Annotated in this window: 13 protein-coding genes; 3 read left to right on the top strand and 10 right to left on the bottom strand. The window is 74.8% G+C overall.

Annotation, left to right across the window (positions count from 1 at the left end; genetic code table 11):
- Window positions 1-6: 6 nt before the first annotated feature.
- Window positions 7-1,593: an AMP-binding protein gene (locus C1I92_RS03000; RefSeq protein ID WP_111253189.1), complete on the top strand. Its 1,587-nt coding sequence runs from the start codon at window positions 7-9 to the stop codon at window positions 1,591-1,593.
- Window positions 1,590-2,423, top strand: a complete 834-nt coding sequence (locus tag C1I92_RS02995) for a hotdog family protein (RefSeq protein WP_111253188.1) — start codon at window positions 1,590-1,592, stop codon at window positions 2,421-2,423. Before C1I92_RS03000 ends, C1I92_RS02995 begins: the two co-directional genes overlap by 4 nt.
- On the opposite strand, the gene C1I92_RS02990 is transcribed toward C1I92_RS02995, so the two are convergent.
- From C1I92_RS02990 to C1I92_RS02960, 7 genes are read right to left on the bottom strand one after another with little or no spacing between them, the layout of a single operon-like run.
- The gene (locus C1I92_RS02990) at window positions 2,398-3,495 is read right to left on the bottom strand and encodes a mandelate racemase/muconate lactonizing enzyme family protein (RefSeq protein WP_111253187.1); all 1,098 of its coding nucleotides are present in this window, start codon (window positions 3,493-3,495) and stop codon (window positions 2,398-2,400) included. The two genes, C1I92_RS02995 and C1I92_RS02990, sit on opposite strands and share 26 nt — an antisense overlap.
- Complete coding sequence (locus C1I92_RS02985; protein ID WP_111253186.1) at window positions 3,471-4,568, bottom strand: alanine racemase; 1,098 nt, start codon at window positions 4,566-4,568, stop codon at window positions 3,471-3,473. Before C1I92_RS02985 ends, C1I92_RS02990 begins: the two co-directional genes overlap by 25 nt.
- On the bottom strand, window positions 4,565-5,392 hold the full coding sequence (locus C1I92_RS02980) for an amidohydrolase family protein (RefSeq protein ID WP_158563940.1): 828 nt from the start codon (window positions 5,390-5,392) through the stop codon (window positions 4,565-4,567). The genes C1I92_RS02985 and C1I92_RS02980 overlap by 4 nt, the downstream gene beginning before the upstream one ends.
- Window positions 5,393-5,396: 4 nt before the next feature.
- Window positions 5,397-6,938 (bottom strand): N-acyl-D-amino-acid deacylase family protein, encoded by a 1,542-nt coding sequence (locus C1I92_RS02975; protein ID WP_111253184.1) that lies wholly within the window; start codon window positions 6,936-6,938, stop codon window positions 5,397-5,399.
- The gene (locus C1I92_RS02970) at window positions 6,935-7,828 is read right to left on the bottom strand and encodes a fumarylacetoacetate hydrolase family protein (protein ID WP_111253183.1); all 894 of its coding nucleotides are present in this window, start codon (window positions 7,826-7,828) and stop codon (window positions 6,935-6,937) included. The genes C1I92_RS02975 and C1I92_RS02970 overlap by 4 nt, the downstream gene beginning before the upstream one ends.
- The gene (locus tag C1I92_RS02965) at window positions 7,825-8,598 is read right to left on the bottom strand and encodes a Gfo/Idh/MocA family oxidoreductase (RefSeq protein WP_111253182.1); all 774 of its coding nucleotides are present in this window, start codon (window positions 8,596-8,598) and stop codon (window positions 7,825-7,827) included. Before C1I92_RS02965 ends, C1I92_RS02970 begins: the two co-directional genes overlap by 4 nt.
- Window positions 8,595-9,611, bottom strand: coding sequence for a Gfo/Idh/MocA family protein (locus C1I92_RS02960; protein WP_111253181.1), 1,017 nt, complete (start codon window positions 9,609-9,611; stop codon window positions 8,595-8,597). The genes C1I92_RS02965 and C1I92_RS02960 overlap by 4 nt, the downstream gene beginning before the upstream one ends.
- A gap of 113 nt (window positions 9,612-9,724) precedes the next feature.
- Here C1I92_RS02960 and C1I92_RS02955 point away from each other — a divergent pair, with 113 nt between their 5' ends.
- Window positions 9,725-11,095, top strand: a complete 1,371-nt coding sequence (locus C1I92_RS02955) for an aspartate aminotransferase family protein (RefSeq protein ID WP_111253180.1) — start codon at window positions 9,725-9,727, stop codon at window positions 11,093-11,095.
- A 77-nt stretch (window positions 11,096-11,172) separates the two neighbouring features.
- On the opposite strand, the gene C1I92_RS02950 is transcribed toward C1I92_RS02955, so the two are convergent.
- The 3 genes from C1I92_RS02950 to C1I92_RS02940 all read right to left on the bottom strand — a co-directional run.
- The gene (locus tag C1I92_RS02950) at window positions 11,173-12,654 is read right to left on the bottom strand and encodes an HNH endonuclease signature motif containing protein (protein ID WP_111253179.1); all 1,482 of its coding nucleotides are present in this window, start codon (window positions 12,652-12,654) and stop codon (window positions 11,173-11,175) included.
- A 33-nt stretch (window positions 12,655-12,687) separates the two neighbouring features.
- On the bottom strand, window positions 12,688-14,778 hold the full coding sequence (locus tag C1I92_RS02945; RefSeq protein ID WP_111253278.1) for a glycoside hydrolase family 36 protein: 2,091 nt from the start codon (window positions 14,776-14,778) through the stop codon (window positions 12,688-12,690).
- The coding region (locus C1I92_RS02940; RefSeq protein WP_111253178.1) for a Gfo/Idh/MocA family oxidoreductase at window positions 14,775-15,820 on the bottom strand (1,046 nt) is incomplete at its 5' end. The genes C1I92_RS02940 and C1I92_RS02945, both read right to left, overlap by 4 nt.

The raw sequence follows: 15,820 nt of genomic DNA, 5'->3' as shown, positions 1-15,820 counted from the left end.
GCCGCAATGGCCGCGAGTTCCCTGGAGCACTTCGCCGCGTCCGCGACCAGGACGCCGTCGGCACCGTGCCTGGTCTACTTCGACACCGTCCTCGACTACGCGACCGTGGACGAGCTGTCCGGCGCGCTCGCCGTCGCACTGTCCGAACGCGGCGTCGGCCCGGGGTCCCGCGTCGCGCTGATGACCCAGAACGTGCCGCAGTTCATCCTCGCCGAGCTGGCGGTGTGGAAGCTGGGCGCGATCTGGGTGCCGCTGAACCCGATGTTCCGCCCGCCCGAGGTCGAGTACCACCTGACCGACTCCGGCGCGACGGCGATGGTGGTGCTGGAGTCGCTGTACCGCGACGTGGTGGCCGGCGTGGTCCGGCGGACCGACGTCAAGACCGTCATCACGACGTCCGAGCTGGACTTCCTCGACGCGGTCCCGCCGCTGCTCGCCGGCGTCGCCCGCGGCGACCGGCCGGACGGCACGGAGGACCTGGTGGCGCTGACCCGGCAGTACGCCGGCCGGCGGCCGCCGCCGCACCTCCCGGCGCCGGGCGACGTCGCCGTGCTCAGCTACACGTCCGGCACCACGGGCCGGCCGAAGGGTGCGATGAACACGCACCGCAACCTGGCCTTCATCGCCGGGCTGTGGCGCTCCTGGGCGCGCATCGACGAGCGGGACGTGGTGGCCGCGCTGGCGCCGCTGTTCCACATCATCGGGCCGACCGCGATCACCGGCGTCGCGTTCGCCGCGGGCGCGCCGATCGTGCTGACGTACCGGTTCGACCCGGCCACGATCCTGTGGGCGCTCGAACGCCACCGCGGCACGTTCACGCTGGCCAGCATCACCGCGTTCCGCGCGCTGATGGCCTGCCCGGACATCGCCACCCGGGACCTGACGGCGTTCGCGAAGACGTTCAGCGGTGGCGCGCCGGTGCCGCCGGCCACCGTCGAGCAGTGGCAGGACCTCGCCGGCGGCTACATCCACAACTGCTACGGCCTGACGGAGACGACGTCGCCCACGCACATGGTGCCGCTCGGCGGGCGCGCGCCGGTCGACGCGGACACCGGCGCGCTGTCGATCGGCGTGCCGGTGCCGGACACCGACGTCCGCGTCGTCGACCCGGACACCCGCGCCGACGTGCCGGTCGGTGAGGTCGGCGAGTTCTGGATCCGCGGCGAAGGGGTCGTGCCGGGCTACTGGCAGCGCCCGGAGGCGACCGCGGAGGCCATCGTCGACGGCGGCTGGCTGCGCACCGGCGACGTCGGCAAGCGCGACGCCGGCGGCTGGTTCTACCTGCTGGACCGGTCGAAGGACATGATCATCGCGTCGGGCTTCAAGGTGTGGCCGCGCGAGGTCGAGGACGTCCTGTACCAGCATCCGGCCGTGCACGAGGCCGCCGTCGTCGGGGTGCCGGACGAGTACCGCGGCGAGACGGTGAAGGCGTTCGTGTCGCTGCGGGCGGGGGAGTCGGCCGAGCCGGCCGAGCTGATCGCGTTCTGCCGCGAGCACCTGGCCGCCTACAAGTGCCCGCGCGACGTCGAGATCCTGCCGGAGATCCCGAAGACGGCCACCGGCAAGGTGCTGCGGCGGGAGCTGCGCGGGTGAAGTCGCCGCGCTGGGAGCTGGTCGAGGCCGGCGAGGAGCTGGGGCCGGCGGTCGTCGAGGTGGACGAGCACGCGATCGAGGCGTTCGCGTTCGTCCAGGACGACCGCCACCCGTGGTACCTGGAGGAGTCTCCGTTCGGCGGCCGGATCGCGCACCCGGGGCTGCTGGCCAACGAGCTGCTGCTGGTCTACTACCACCAGTACCGGCAAGAGGAGTGCCTGAACATCCACACGCACGAGCGGCTGGACTTCCACGCGCCGGTGCGGCTGGGCGAGAAGGTCACGATCCGCGGCCGCTACGTCGACAAGTACGAGCGGCGCGGCAAGGGCTACGTGGTGCTGGAGGCGCAGGCCCACGGCGCCGACGGCACGCTGCTGATGAGCCACCGCGGTGTCGAGATCCTCAGCGCGCAGCCGGGGGAGTTCGTCGGCCGCGGCGCCGGGCCGTCCGCCCCGCCGGCGGCCGCGCAGTCCAGGCGCAAGGTGCCGCACGCCGACCAGGTCGTGCTGTTCTCCAACGCCGGCAAGTTCCAGCGCAACATCCATACCGACCTCGGCGTCGCGCACGCCGCCGGGCTGGACGGGCCGCTGGTCCAGGGCCTGCAGCAGGCCTGCTACCTGCTGGAGCTCGGGGTCGAGCGGCACGGCGCGGACTGGTTCACCGCGGGCCGGCTGGACGTGAAGTTCGTCGCGCCGCTGGCCGTGGGCGAGCCGGTCTGGGCCGAGGCCGGCTCTGCTGACCACTGGGACGACTGCTGGGTGCGCGACGGCGCCGGTCGGCTGACGACCGTCGGCACGATGTGCCTCAGCGCAGCGCGTACCGCTCCCTGACCTCGTCGGTGAGGACGGCGCCCCAGCCGGGCGCCTCCGGCGGGGTGAGGTGGCCGTCCCGGACGGCGACGGCGTCGCCCCACAGCTCGGTGCGCAGGGGCCCGGGCGTCGCCGGCAGCTCGAGCGTCAGCGTGGTCGCGGCGGCGAACCCGGCGTGCACGTTCTGCAGCGCGCCGACGCCGGCGCTCCAGCTGTGCGGCGCGATGCGGCCGCCGCCGGCGGCGACGGCGAGCACGTCGGTGACGCCGGCCCACGACGCGTCCGGCTGCGGCACGCCGAACGCACCGGCCCGGACCCAGGGGGCGAACTCGGCGTAGCTCGCCAGCCGCTCGCCGCCGGCGACGAGGAGGTCCGTCGCGGTGCGCAGCTCCGCGTAGGCGGCCGGGTCGTCGTAGGCCAGCGGCTCCTCGACGTACAGCGGCCGGTGCGGCGCCGCGGCGGCCAGCGCGGCGGCGGCCGTCGCGACGTCCCAGCGCCGCGACGGCTCGCGCATCTCCCCGTGGCAGTCGACCGCCAGCTCCGGACCGGCGCCGAACCGCTCGCGCAGCGACCCGAGCACCTCGGCGAGGTCGTCGCCGTGGTCCAGCCCGAACCGCACGCCGGCGAACCCCTGTCCGAGGTGGTGCTCGACGGTCCGGTACAGCTCGCCGGCCGGCCGCGACGGCCCGCCCGTGGCCAGCACCGGCAGCCGCTCGTGCCGCGGCCCGCCGAGCAGCCGGTGCACGGGCATCCCGAGCGCCTTCCCGGCGAGGTCCCACAGCGCCGCCTCGACTCCGGCGAGCACGCCCGCGCCGAGCCCGGACGTCGCCCAGAACGCGGTCTCGCGGCGCAGCCGCCGCAGCTCCCCGGCCGGGTCCTCGGGGTCGATCCGGCGGCCGGTCAGCAGCGCGCCGAACCGGTCGACGATCGCCGGCACGGTGTGCGGGACGAACACGCCCGCGTAGGTCTCGCCCAGCCCGGTCACCTCGGTGTCGGTGCGCAGCTCGACGATCGCGGCGGTGCTGTCGCCGGCCCGCAGCAGGACGGTCGTCACGCCGGTGACGCGCATCAGTGCCGCGCCCCGATCGTCCACCGGTTCAGCACCCGGTCGTCCTCGACGAGGTGCACCCCGCCGAACATGTTCACGGTGCCGCAGGCGTGGTTCGGCACGATCCGCAGCAGGTCGCCGACGGCGAGGTTCGCGATGCCGGGGCCGGTGAGGAAGCCGTGCTCCTCGTGGGCGTACTCGAACACGACATCCTCCACGGGGTTGAGCTCGGCGTCGCAGACGGTGCCGAGCCCGCCGCCGGTCGCGGCCGGGTCGTTGCTCATCGCCTTCAGCCCGGCGTCGACGATCACCCGGTCGCCGCGCCGGGTGCTGACGACCCTGGTCAGCACGGTCAGCGCGCAGTCGGCGAGCGTCGCGGCGCCGACGGCGATCTGGTTGCTGTCGTAGTAGACATAGGTGCCGGGCCGGGCCTCGGTGACGCCGGGGACGAACGGCGTGCTGGCCGCGCCGGGCGTCGAGCCGACGGAGACGACCGGGCACTCGTGGCCGGCGGCCCGCAGCGCCTCGGCCGCCCCGACGAGCGCCTCGCCGGCCCGCCGTCCCGCCGCCGCCTGCGCGTCCCGGTCGCCCAGGGCGGCGCCGACGTGGCCCTCCTGCGTCATCACCCCGCGCAGCCGCAGCGACGGGTACGGCGCCAGCTCCGCGACGGCGGCGGCCGCGTCGTCCGGCGCGACGCCCATCCGGCCCAGCCCGGTGTCGACCTCGAGCAGGTACGGGATCGTCACGCCGGCCGCATCGGCCGCCTCGGCCAGCGGCGCCGCGACGGCGGCCGAGTCCAGCGCGACGGTCAGCCGTCCGCCCGCCGCGGCCGACACGGCGAACGCGACCTTGGCCGGGCCGACCGGAGCGTGCGCCCAGAGCACATCCTGGACCCCGGCGTCGAGCAGCAGCCTGACCTCCGCCGGCGTCGCGCAGGTGACGCCGGTCGCGCCCAGCGCCAGCTGGCGCCGGACCACGTCCAGGCACTTCGACGTCTTGATGTGCGGCCGGTGCGCCACCCCGGCCCTCGCCAGCAGCGTCGCCATCGCCGTCAGGTTCCGCACCAGCCGGGGCTGGTCGGCCAGCAGCGCCGGCGTCGCGACGTCGGCCAGCCTCATGCCAGTCCCAGCGCCGGCCGCGGGTCGCCGTCGACCAGCCACTCGACCGTCGACGCCTCGATGCGCGGCAGCCCGTCCGGGCGCATCGCGGCCAGCATCCGCAGCCCGTCGGCGGCCTGGGCCGGCGTCCACAGCGGGTAGTCCGAGCCGAACAGCAGCTTCGGCACGACCTTCCACTCCTGGGCGCGGACCAGCGCGTGGTAGCCGTCGAACGGCAGCGCCCACGCCGCAGAGACGTCGGCGAACACCCGGCGGTTCTTCCGCAGCACGACGATGGTCTCGCGCTGCCACGGGTGTCCCAGGTGGGCGATGATCTGCACCAGGTCCGGGTGCCGCCGGGCGACGTCGTCGACCAGCAACGGCTCGCTCAGCGACAGGTCGCCGGCCGGGCTCGGCGTCGCGCCCATGTGCCAGAGCACGACCAGGCCGTTGTCGGCCGCGGCCCGGTAGAACGGGTCGTGCGCGGTGTCGCGCGGGTCGAACCGGGCCAGGACGGGGTAGAGCTTGATGCCGCGCAGCCCCTTCGCGACGCCGTCGGCGAGCTGGTCCAGCACGTCGGGGTCGGACGGGTCCAGCGCCATGAAGCCGACGGTGTCGGTCTCGGTGTTCGCGCAGAACCAGGCGACGAAGTCGTTCGGCGTCGCCACGCCGAGGGCGCTCGCGCGCAGCCCGAACACGAACGCCGTCGTGACGCCCTGCATGGACTCGTCGAAGTGCTCGGTGGTGACGTCGGTCCACTCCCGGCCGTAGACCGGCTGCCAGTGGTCCTCCCACTCGTGGCCCCAGTGCTCCCGCAGCAGGCAGTGCGTGTGTACGTCGATCACCTGGCTACTCCTCGACTCGTAGGACGCTGCCGGGCCGCGCGCCGGTGTGGCCGCGGCCGTCCACCACGGCGGTCCCGTTGACCATGACCAGCGCGATCCCGCCCGGATAGCGCTGCGGGTCGGTGTATGTGGCCCGGTCGGCGACGGCGGCCGGGTCCAGGACGACGATGTCGGCGGGCCGGCCGGGCGCGAGCACGCCGCGATCGCGCAGGCCGGCTCTTTCCGCGGGGGCGGACGTGCACTTGGCCACCGCCTCCGCCAGGCTCAGCCGGCCCGGGCCCACATAGTCGCGCAGCAGCCGCGGGTAGGTCCCGTAGGACCGCGGGTGCGGCTGGCCGGCGCCGGTCGGGCCGTCCGGGTCCAGCGCCAGGCCGTCGGAGCCGATCACCGACGCGGGATGGCGCAGCGCGGCCAGCAGGTCGTCCTCGCTGCGGCCGGTGCCGACGGCGAGGACGGCGTTGCCGTGCCGGTGCAGCAGGTCCAGCGCCACGTCCGCGGGGTGGTCACCCAGCTGCGCCAGCGTGCGGCCGGTCGCGGCGTCGTCGGGGCCGGCCGGCACCCGGCTGACGGTGATCTCGTCCCAGGTCCACGGCAGGTCCTGCCATTCTGTGGCCACGCGTGCCCGGACGTCGGGGTCGGCCAGCCGCACCTTCATCGCGTCGGCGCCGCCGTTCTGTGCCCACGCCGGCAGCAGCTGGGACAGCGGCGCGTTGCCGGCCAGGTACGGGTAGACGTCGACGGCGACGTCCAGGCCGCGGTCGCGGGCCGCGTCGACCCGCTCCAGCGCCGCCGCGACGCCGCCCCAGTTCTTCCGGCCGACGGAGACCAGGTGCGACAGCTGGGTGCGGCAGCCGGTCCGCTCGGCCACCCGCAGCGCCTCGTCGACGGCGTCGAGCAGGCCGGCGCCGTAGTCGCGCAGGTGCCAGGCGAACACCCGGCCGTGCTCGGCCGCGACCGCGCCGATCGCCGTCAGCTCGTCCTCGCCGGCGTGCACGAGCGGTCCGTAGCACAGGCCGGTCGACACGCCCGCCGCGCCGGCCGCGAACGACTCGGCCAGCAGGCCGCGCAGCCGGTCCAGGTCGGCCGGGCCGTCGTCCCAGCCGGCCGCCGCCGCGTGCAGCGGCAGGTGCGGCACCAGGGCGGCGACGTTGACGCTGGTCCGGGCCGCGGCCAGCGCGTCGAGGTACTCGCCGAAGCCCTGCCAGTCCAGCGGCACGGCCGGGTCCAGGTCGAGGTAGCCGGCGGCGGCGCGCAGCTCGGCGACGTCGGCGGCGATCGGCGCCACGCCCAGACCGCAGTTCCCGACGACCTCGGTGGTGACGCCCTGACGCACCTTGCTGGGCGCCCGCGGCGCGGACAGCAGCGTCAGGTCCGAATGGGAGTGCAGGTCGACGAAGCCCGGGCAGACGACCAGCCCGGTGACGTCGATGACCGTGTCGGGCGTCCCGTGGGCCACCACGACGCCGGCGCGGACCAGCACGTCCGCCCGCACGGCGGGCCCGCCGAGCCCGTCCAGGACGTCGCCGCCCCGCAGCGCAACGGTCACCGGACCATCCGGTTGGTCAGCTCGCCCAGCCCGCCGATGCGGACGGTGACCTCGTCGCCGTCGGCCAGGAACTCACCGCTCGCCATCCCGACGCCGTCCGGTGTGCCGGTGAGCAGCACGTCGCCCGGCTCCAGCGTCATGAGCCGGGACGCGAACGCCAGCAGCTCGGCCACGGTGAAGATCATGTCCTTCGTCGACGCGGCCTGCTTCAGCGCCCCGTTCACGGTCAGCTCGATCGGCAGGTCCTGCGGGTCGGGCACCTCGTCCGCCGTCACCAGGTAGGGACCGAACGGGCAGAACCCGTCCGGCCACTTGCCGGCGAGCCAGTCGAAGAAGCCGGTCGCCGGGTCCGACGCGTCGCGCCGGAAACCGTAGTCCAGCGACCGCGCCGACACGTCGTTGCCGACGGCGTACCCGGCGACGACGTCCAGCGCGTTCTCCGGGGTGAGGTCGCGGGCCCGCGCGCCGACGACGACCACCAGCTCGGCCTCCCAGTCGACCTGGGTGCTGACGGCGGGCAGCGCGATCGGGTCGCCGGGGCCGGCGATCGCCGTCGGCGGCATCAGGAACAGCCGCGGCGCCAGCGTCGACCGGTTCAGCGGCTCCGCCCCCGCCTCGAGGACGTGCGCCTGGTAGTTCGCGGCGGCCGCGAGCAGCTTGCCCGGGCGCGTGAGCGGGGCGGTCAGGCGGACGTCGCCGAGCCGGTGGCGCGGGCCGTCCGGCGGGGTCCAGCCGCGCAGCGTGCCGTGCTCGTCCAGAAGGACGTTCAGGTCGCCGTCGCCCAGCTCGACGACCTCGGCGCGGTCGACGCCGGCGGCATCGACGCCGGTGCCGACGGCGAGGACGCCGTGTCGCAGCGCGCCGTCGCGGCGGTAGCTGACCAGCCTCATGCCGTGCTCCCCTCGGCGGTTCTGACGTCGGTGAGGACCCGCTGCGCAGCGACCGCGTCGTCGAGGCTCAGCTCGGCCGGCCGGTCGGTGACGACGGCGGTGTGCAGCTCGGTGAGCAGCCCCGCCATCGACGCGCCGCCGGCCCAGGCGGGCTTGCTCGCGTCGACGTCGAGCATGCCGTGCGAGCCGCTGATCCGGTAGCGGTGCGTGGCCGCGCCGGGTGCGTGCCCGACGGCGAGCGTGCTGGTGACGCCGTGGTCGTGCGTGAGCAGGAGCAGCAGCACGCTGCCGGCGTCGGTGCGGCGGACCGTGCGGACCGGCAGGCCGGTGAGCGCCCGGACGGTGTCGATCGCGTGAACGGCCAGCGACGCCGGCTTCGCGGCCGTGTCGGAGCTGATCAGGTCGCCCTGGACGTTCCACGGCAGCCCGACCCGGCCGGCGGCGACGGCGGCCCTCGCCGCGCGGACGGCCGGCTGGAACCGGACGTGGTAGTCCGGCAGGCAGACGGTGCCCTGGTTCTGGGCGAGGGCGGCCAGCTCGGCGGCCTGGTCCGGGTCCTCGGCCAGCACGCCGTGCACGACGGTGTGCTTCCCGGCCTTGACGGTCTGCTCCACGGCGGCCGGCCGGTCGGCGAGTGGGACGGCCAGCACGACGACGTCGGCGTCGTCGCTGTTCGTGAGTTCGAAACCGGCGTGGGCGCGGACGGCGGCCGTGTACGGGTGCTGCTCGGTCAGGCCGACGAGGCGGGCGGTGAGCCGGCGGGCGCTCACGCCGCCATCACCTCGACGGGTGCGCCGGTGGCGATCGACTCGCGCGCGGCGACGGCGAGGACGACCGCGCGCGCGGCGTCGGTGGCCGGCATCGGGTCGGGGCCGCCGCGGATCGCCGTCAGCCAGGCGTCCAGCTGGGTGGCGAAGCCGTCGGACTCCGCGACCGGCAGCAGAGCGGTGCCGGCCTCGCCGAACAGCGTCGCGGCGGCGCCGTCCCACGGGATCGCGTAGCTGCCGCCGTCGCCGACGACGAGGACGTCGCGGTAGCCGAGCGTGGCCGGGCGGTGGCCGCGGCTCATCTCGCAGACCGCGACACCGCCGCCGGCGAACTCGACCACGAGCTCCAGATAGTCGTGGATCTCCAGCTCGGCGGCGGTCTGCTTGCGCCCGCGCGCGTACACGCGGACCGGATCGTCGCCCATCCACCAGGTCACCAGGTCCAGCAGGTGCACGCCGTTGTGCAGCTCGTGGCCGCCGGAGCGGGCCGGGTCGAGCACCCAGGCGCGCCAGTCCGGCCAGATCCAACCGCCGAGCACGCTCAGCCGGATCAGCCGGGGCCGGCCCACGGTTCCGTCCGCGATGGCCGCGTGCACCGCGCGGGCGTAGTCGTAGTGGCGGTGCGTGTGCGCCGCGGTCAGCGTCAGGCCGTGGTCCGCGAACGCCGCGACCAGGCGGTCCGCGTCGTCGACGGTGGTCGCCAGCGGCTTCTCGATCAGCAGGTGCTTGCCGGCGGCCGCGACGGCGAGGCCGACCTCGGCGTGCGCGTCGTTGGGCGGGCAGGCGATGACGGCGTCGACGCCGGGCCGGGCCAGCGCCGTCGCGAGGTCGGTGTCCCACGGCACGCCGCCGTGCGCGCGGGCGGCCGCGGCGGCGCGGACGGGGACGAGGTCGGCGACACCCGCGAGCGTCGCACCCGGGTGCGCGTGGACGGCGGCGAGGTGAAGCTCGGCGATGGCGCCGGTCCCGACGACGAGAACGCCGACCGGCCGGTCATATCCGGAACTAGATTCCACACCCCGATGCTGGTGTCTCCGTCGACCGGTGTCAAGACATGCGTGGTTGACATGGAACTGGCCGGATCCTTAGCCTCCAAATACAAAACAGAATTTCAGATCGAGGGGACGACATGACCATCCCAGACCTGCAGCCGCGCACCGTGGGTACGTTGTCCGTGGGCTCCGTCGCGTCGCCCCGCGGCGCCGCCCTCGACGAGGCCGCCCGCCGCGTCATCCCGGGCGGCGCGAACACCGTCACGCGGTGGATCGGCTCCCCGTACGCGTTCACCGCTGCCGAGGGTGCGTACGTCACCGACGCGGACGGCCGCCGCTACCTCGACTACCACTGCGCGTTCGGCGCCGTGCTGCTCGGGCACAACCATCCGGTGGTCAACCAGGCCGTGATCGACGCGATCAACGGCCGGCCCGACCTCATCGGCCTCGGCATCAGCGAGCTGGAGATCGAGATGGCCGAGCTGCTGACCAGCGTCATCCCGTCCGCCGAGCAGGCGGTGACGGTGATGAGCGGCAGCGAGGCGGTCGCGCACACGATCCGGCTGGCCCGCGGCGTGACCGGGCGGCCGCTGCTGGTGAAGTTCCAGGGCACGTACCACGGCTGGTCGGACTCGGTGGCGCGGAACATGATCTCGCCGCCGGAGCGCGCCTACCGGCGTGACCCGCTCTCCGCCGGCATCCTCGACGCGGTGCTCGACGCCACGCTGATCGCGGAGTTCAACGACCTGGACTCGGTGAAGGCACTGTACGAGGCGCACCCGGAGCAGATCGCCGCGGTCATCCTGGAGCCGATCCCGCACAACGTCGGCGCGCTGCTGCCGACCCAGGAGTTCATCACCGGGCTGCGCGAGCTGACCCGCGAGCAGGGCTCGCTGCTGATCTTCGACGAGGTGATCACCGGGTTCCGGCACAGCCTCGGCGGCTACCAGCAGGTCTGCGGCGTGCTGCCGGACCTCACCACCTACGGCAAGGCGATGGGCAACGGCTTCCCCGTGTCCGGGCTGGCCGGCCCACGCTCGCTGATGGAGCGATTCGACACAGCCGGCGGCGACGTCCTCATGGGCGGCACCTTCAACGGCAACCGCGTCTCCGCCGCGGCGACGATCGCCACGGTCAGCTACCTGCGCGACCACCCGGACTTCTACGAGCGCACCCACCGGCTCGGCCAGCGGATGCGCGACGGCCTCGCCTCGCTGCTGGACGAGCACGGCATCGCCGCGACGGTCAGCGGCTTCGGCGGCACCTTCAACGTCTACTTCGTGCCCCCGCCGGTGCGCGGGTACCGGGAGCTGCTGGGCAACGACGCCCGCGCCTACGCGACGTTCCACCGCCGGATGACCGACCGGGGCTTCCTGATGCTGCCGATCGCGCTGAAGCGCAACCACGTGTCCGGTTCGCACACCGAGGAGGACATCGAGCGCACCCTGGAAGCGGCCGGCGACGTGCTCAAGGAGCTGGTCGCGGAGGGCATCGCCCCGCGGCTCTGAGCCGTGCAGGTGGCCGGCGACGTTCCCGCGGCGGCGCTTGCGCGGTGGTGGCGGCAGCGTCGATGGTGGGGCGACCGTCAGGGCGGCAGCGCGTCGGCGAGCGGCGCGCCGACGGCTTCTGGCGGCTTGGTGTAGTGGTGGCCGGTGGGGCCGCGCCATCGGGTGATGCCACCGGGCCCCCGTCGCACCGTCCAGTGGCCGCGGTGTTTGAGCAGGTGGTGGGTCTCGCACAACGCCTGGCAGTTCGCCCTGACGGTGGTGCCGCCGGCCGCGAACGGGATGACGTGGTCGATGTCGCTGTTCGCGGCCGGCTGATGACATCCGGGCGCGCGGCACGTGCGGTCGCGGGCGACGATGAACTCGGCGAGCGCCGTGGTCGGCCGGTAGGTACGCCGGCCGGCGTCGAGCACCTGGCCGGTCGCCGGATCCGTCCGCAGCCAGGTCCACACCCCTGCGGCGGCCAGTTCTCTGGCGACCGGAGCGGAGATGGGTCCGTAGCCGCGCAGCTCGCCCGGCTCGTCGGTGAGGCCGGCGAGGGCGGTGAACGGGACCGTGACGTGCACGCTGACCGGCCGCCGCGGCCGGTGACCGGTAGGGGTTGGCGTGTGCGCGTCCGTCCGGTGGCCGGTGGAGGTTCGCGTGTCCGCGGGCGGCTGGTCGCCGGTGGAGGCCTCCGCGGCGGCCTCGCGGCCGGTGGGGCGACGCTCCATGCCGGCGCAGGCGGCGAGTGCGGCCCAGCCCAGCTCGGCGAGAGCGTCCGCGCGACGTTGGTCGTAGCCGCGGACCGGCCGGCCGGCCGCGGTGTCGGCACGCTTCGCGTCGGCGGCCGCGACCTTCAGGACGGTGTTGAGCGCCGTGGCGTCCTCGGCCGGCAGCAGCGCCTCGAGGAAGGCCATCCCGTCCGACGCCGGTGTCACGGCGACGTAGCGGCCCTCCCGGGCCAGCCGGTGCCGCTCGGCGGTCTCGACCGGAGCGAGCTCGTGGAGCACCCGTTTGACCAGCTTGCGCAGCGCCACCGCGTCCATCGCCGGCGCCTTCGGCAGCACGGCGGCCTCGACCCGGGCGCGCACGTCCGGCTCCTGCGCGCCGAGCTCGTCGGTGAGGACCCGGGCGCGGCGCAGGTCGATCAGCCCGGCCGTGAGGGCGGCCTGGGTGGCGGGGAAGTCGTTCACCAGTTGCAGGGAGTGGCCGACATGGTTCTCGGCCTGCCGGGTGGTGACCTGGCAGCGTCCGGCCACTTCGACCGCGGTGTTCGTGACCGGGCTGACCGAGCGGTACCCGGAGAAGTCCGGGCGCATCTCGGCTCGCGACGCCAGGGCGGCCAGCACCCGCGCCTCGTTGCCCGCCACCCAGGCGGCCAGCCGCGCCCATGCGGCAGCCGCCTCGACGAGATCGTAGGCCTCAGCGGTGTCGGCCTCGGGGTCGAAAGCGGCCAGCGCGGCCGCCAGCTCCGGACCCGTCGGCATCCGTTCGACGTCGGCCGGCAGCGCCACGTACTGCCCCGCCGCAAGGCCCGAGCCCTGCGACGACGTAGCAGTTAGTGGCGCTTCTTCGAACATGCGGCCAAGCCTACCGGCCGCCGCGGACGATGATCAAATGGTGACCGGCCGACTGTGGACAAGTCGCAGGAGCCGGGCCGCCTGTGGATGAGGCAGCGTCACCGTCAGCACCCCGGCCTCGCGGTCCCAACGGTGCTCGACGGGGACAGCCTCGGGGTAGGCGCAGGTCACGGTGACGGCCGCCCCGCGCAGGTGGGGGAGCGGCAGCTCGACCGAGTCCGAACCGCCGCCGCGGCGCCACACCGACAGCAGCGTCGTCGGCCCCGCCCGCAGGCCGTAGCTCACCCAGTCGTCGGTCCAGCCAGGCAGCCCCGTCGGCCACAGCGGCAGCCCCTCCCGGACCAGCCCACGCAGCATCTTGTACACCGCCAGACCGGACGCCACCGCCGCGAACTGCTCGTCGGACAGCAGATCCGGGCGGCCGCTCACGTGCATGCGGCCCAGCAGCCCGTTGACGACGCAGAGCTCGGTCTCGGCGATCGACAGCTCCGGGCGCGGGCTGACCCAGACGCCGGCCTGCTCGGGCGCGATCGCGGTGGCGGCAGCGGCGGCGATCGGCACGGTGCGCAGGTGGTCGGCCTGGTCGCTGGTCGACTGGATCGAGTGCAGCGACAGCGTCGCGTAGTCGGTCCGCGCGCCGCCGCCGGCGCACGACTCGATCGTCAGCCCCGGATGCCGGTCCAGCAGGTCCTCGACCCAGCGCAGGTAGGCCCGGTTGTGCCCGAGCAGCCCAGCGCCTGCCCCGTCCGCGGAGACGTCGGTGCCGGCGCCGATGTTGATGTTGTAGTCGAACTTCAGGTACCCGACCCCGAGCGCCACCAGCCGGTCGACCGTGGCGTCGAGATGGGCGCGGGCGGCCGGATGGCGCAGGTCCAGCTGGTACCGGCCGCGCTCGTTCACCCGCTCCCCGTCGCGCTGGAAGAACGCCTCCAGCGGGAGCTGGTCGGCGACCGGGCTGTCGACGCCGACGACCTCGGGCTCCAGCCAGAGCCCGGGCACCATGCCGAGCGCGGCGATCCGGTCCAGCACGGACGGCAGCCCGCTCGGGAACCGCGACGCCGACGGCAGCCATTCGCCGACCGACGACCACCAGGACTGCTCGTCGCTGTACCAGCCGGCGTCGACGCAGAAGACCTCGCAGCCGGCCTTCGCGGCGGCGTCGATGATCGGCAGCAGCTTCTCCTCGGCGGGGTCGCCCCACAGGCAGTTCAGGTAGTCGTTGAAGACGACGGGGAGCGCGTCGTTGTCCGGGTGCGGACGGCGGATCGCCCGCCGGTGGGGCGTCAGGGCCGACAGCGCGGCCGGCAGCCCGTCCGCCGACGCCGTCACCGCGACGGGCACCGAATGGAACGTGTCACCGGGCCGCAGCACCTGCCGCCACTCGTGCTCCTGGTCCGTCGGCCCGCTGACGGCGAGATAGCCGCTCGACAGGTGGTCGCCGGCCTCCCAGTGCCAGGCGCCGTTGTGCTCGATCTGCCAGACGACGGCGGTCCCGGTCACCGTGTCGGTGATCGCGCCGGCGGGCAGGAACTCACCCGACGGCGTCGAGCCGAGGCCGGTGAACGCGATCCGGCGCCGGGTGGAACCGGCGATGCCGACGTCGAGCAGGCCCAGGTCGGCGGGCGACACCGTGCGCCACTGGAACTCCGCGCAGGTGTCCATCGACGCGTACGACAGCCGCAGCCGGGAGGTCCAGTGCGGCCCGTCGCCGGCGCCGAACCCGCCCACGACCAGCGACGACACGTACCGCAGCGTCACGGGAGCAGTGCCGTCGTTGGAAACCTCGGCATGGCAGCGCAGCACCGGCGCGTCGCCGGAGCGCTGCCAGGTCTGCGTCACCTGCAGCCCCGTCTCCGGGTCGGTCAGCCGCAGCTCCAGCCGGTCGTCGGAGGCGTCGTGCCCGGCGTAGCGCAGCCGGGCCGACGCGGCCTGCTCGACGTGACGGGAGCCGCGGCCCTTGGCCGCGCCGCGCAGCTCCAGCTCGACCGGCGGCAACGCCCGCTCGACCGGCAGCAACGCGGCAGCAGCCCGCCCGAAGCCGACCAGCCGCGGCCGGTCGTCGTCGTCCAGCGCGATCGTGACGGTCAGCGGCGCGGCGCCCCACGCGATGACGTCGCCGCTCACCGGCCCGCCCACGGCTGCGGCTCGGCCCGGACGGGCGTGCCGGACGCGGCCGCCGAGTCGATCAGCGTGGCCAGGTACTGGTCCTGCGCGGCGTCGGCCAGCCGGTAGCCACCGGCGCCGGTGTCGAGGAACGACGCCAGCTCCGCCAGCACGGCGGCGCCGGCCAGCTCGTCGTCGGAGAGCCGGGCCGGGCCGAACGGGTTCGCCCACACCCGTCGGCCGTCGCAGTCCAGGCCGCGCAGCCAGGCGCCGGCGAGGTCGCCGTCGTGGCCGGTGTCGTCGCGGACGATCCGGGTGCGGACGACGTCGCGCGGGCCGCGGACGTAGGCGACCGCGTCGTCGGCGATCTCGCCGCGCTCGCCGCGGATGGTCAGGTGCCGGGTGCGCAGCGGGGAGAGGTACTGCTCGCCGGTGAACTCGTAGACGCCCATCCGGTCGCCGAAGTCCAGCGTCGCGATCGTGTTCGTGCCGGGCCGCACGACCACCTCGTCGTGCCAGTCGTCGCGGCCATGCACCCGCGCCACCGGGTCGGCGTGCGCGACCGCTCGGACCAGCGGCGACTCCATCCCGGCGGACAGCGCCAGCCGGAGCAGGCTGGTCGCGTGGTAGCCGTGCGCGACGGACACCCGCGCGTAGCCGACCGGCCCGATGACGCCGGACGCGGACAGCGCCAGCCGAGCGGCGTGGTGCGGCTGGTGCCGGTACTGCTCGGCGACGAGCACCGGCGCGTCGCCGACGACCGCCCACAGCGCCTGCATGGCCGCGACGTCCAGCGCCGGCGGCGTCTCCGTCAGCACCGGCACGCCGGCCTTGACCAGCGCCGTCGTCACCTCCGGCGCGACGGCCGCGGGCAGCACCACGACGGCGGCGGCACCGGCGCCGTCGGCCAGCAGCGCGTCGACGTCGTCGACCACCCGCACCCCGTAGGCGTCCCGCAGCGCCGCACCTCGCGCCGACGAGCGGGCCACCACCGTCCGCACCGAGAACAGCGACGGGAGGGCCCGGGCGATGCGCAGGAAGTACTCCGCCCGCCACCCCGCCC

The sequence above is a fragment of the Jiangella anatolica genome, from assembly GCF_003236295.1.
In the GTDB taxonomy this organism is placed as follows: Bacteria; Actinomycetota; Actinomycetes; order Jiangellales; family Jiangellaceae; genus Jiangella; species Jiangella anatolica.
The sequence above is the reverse complement of the archived record's forward strand: the minus strand, read 5'-3'. Positions and strand labels throughout refer to the sequence as shown.

Coding starts and splice junctions, on each gene's coding strand:
- C1I92_RS03000 (WP_111253189.1), top strand. CDS start 7: ATGGCCGCGAGTTCCCTGGAGCACTTCGCCGCGTCCGCGACCAGGACG.
- C1I92_RS02985 (WP_111253186.1), bottom strand. CDS start 4,568: ATGAGGCTGGCCGACGTCGCGACGCCGGCGCTGCTGGCCGACCAGCCC.
- C1I92_RS02970 (WP_111253183.1), bottom strand. CDS start 7,828: ATGAGGCTGGTCAGCTACCGCCGCGACGGCGCGCTGCGACACGGCGTC.
- C1I92_RS02955 (WP_111253180.1), top strand. CDS start 9,725: ATGACCATCCCAGACCTGCAGCCGCGCACCGTGGGTACGTTGTCCGTG.
- C1I92_RS02950 (WP_111253179.1), bottom strand. CDS start 12,654: ATGTTCGAAGAAGCGCCACTAACTGCTACGTCGTCGCAGGGCTCGGGC.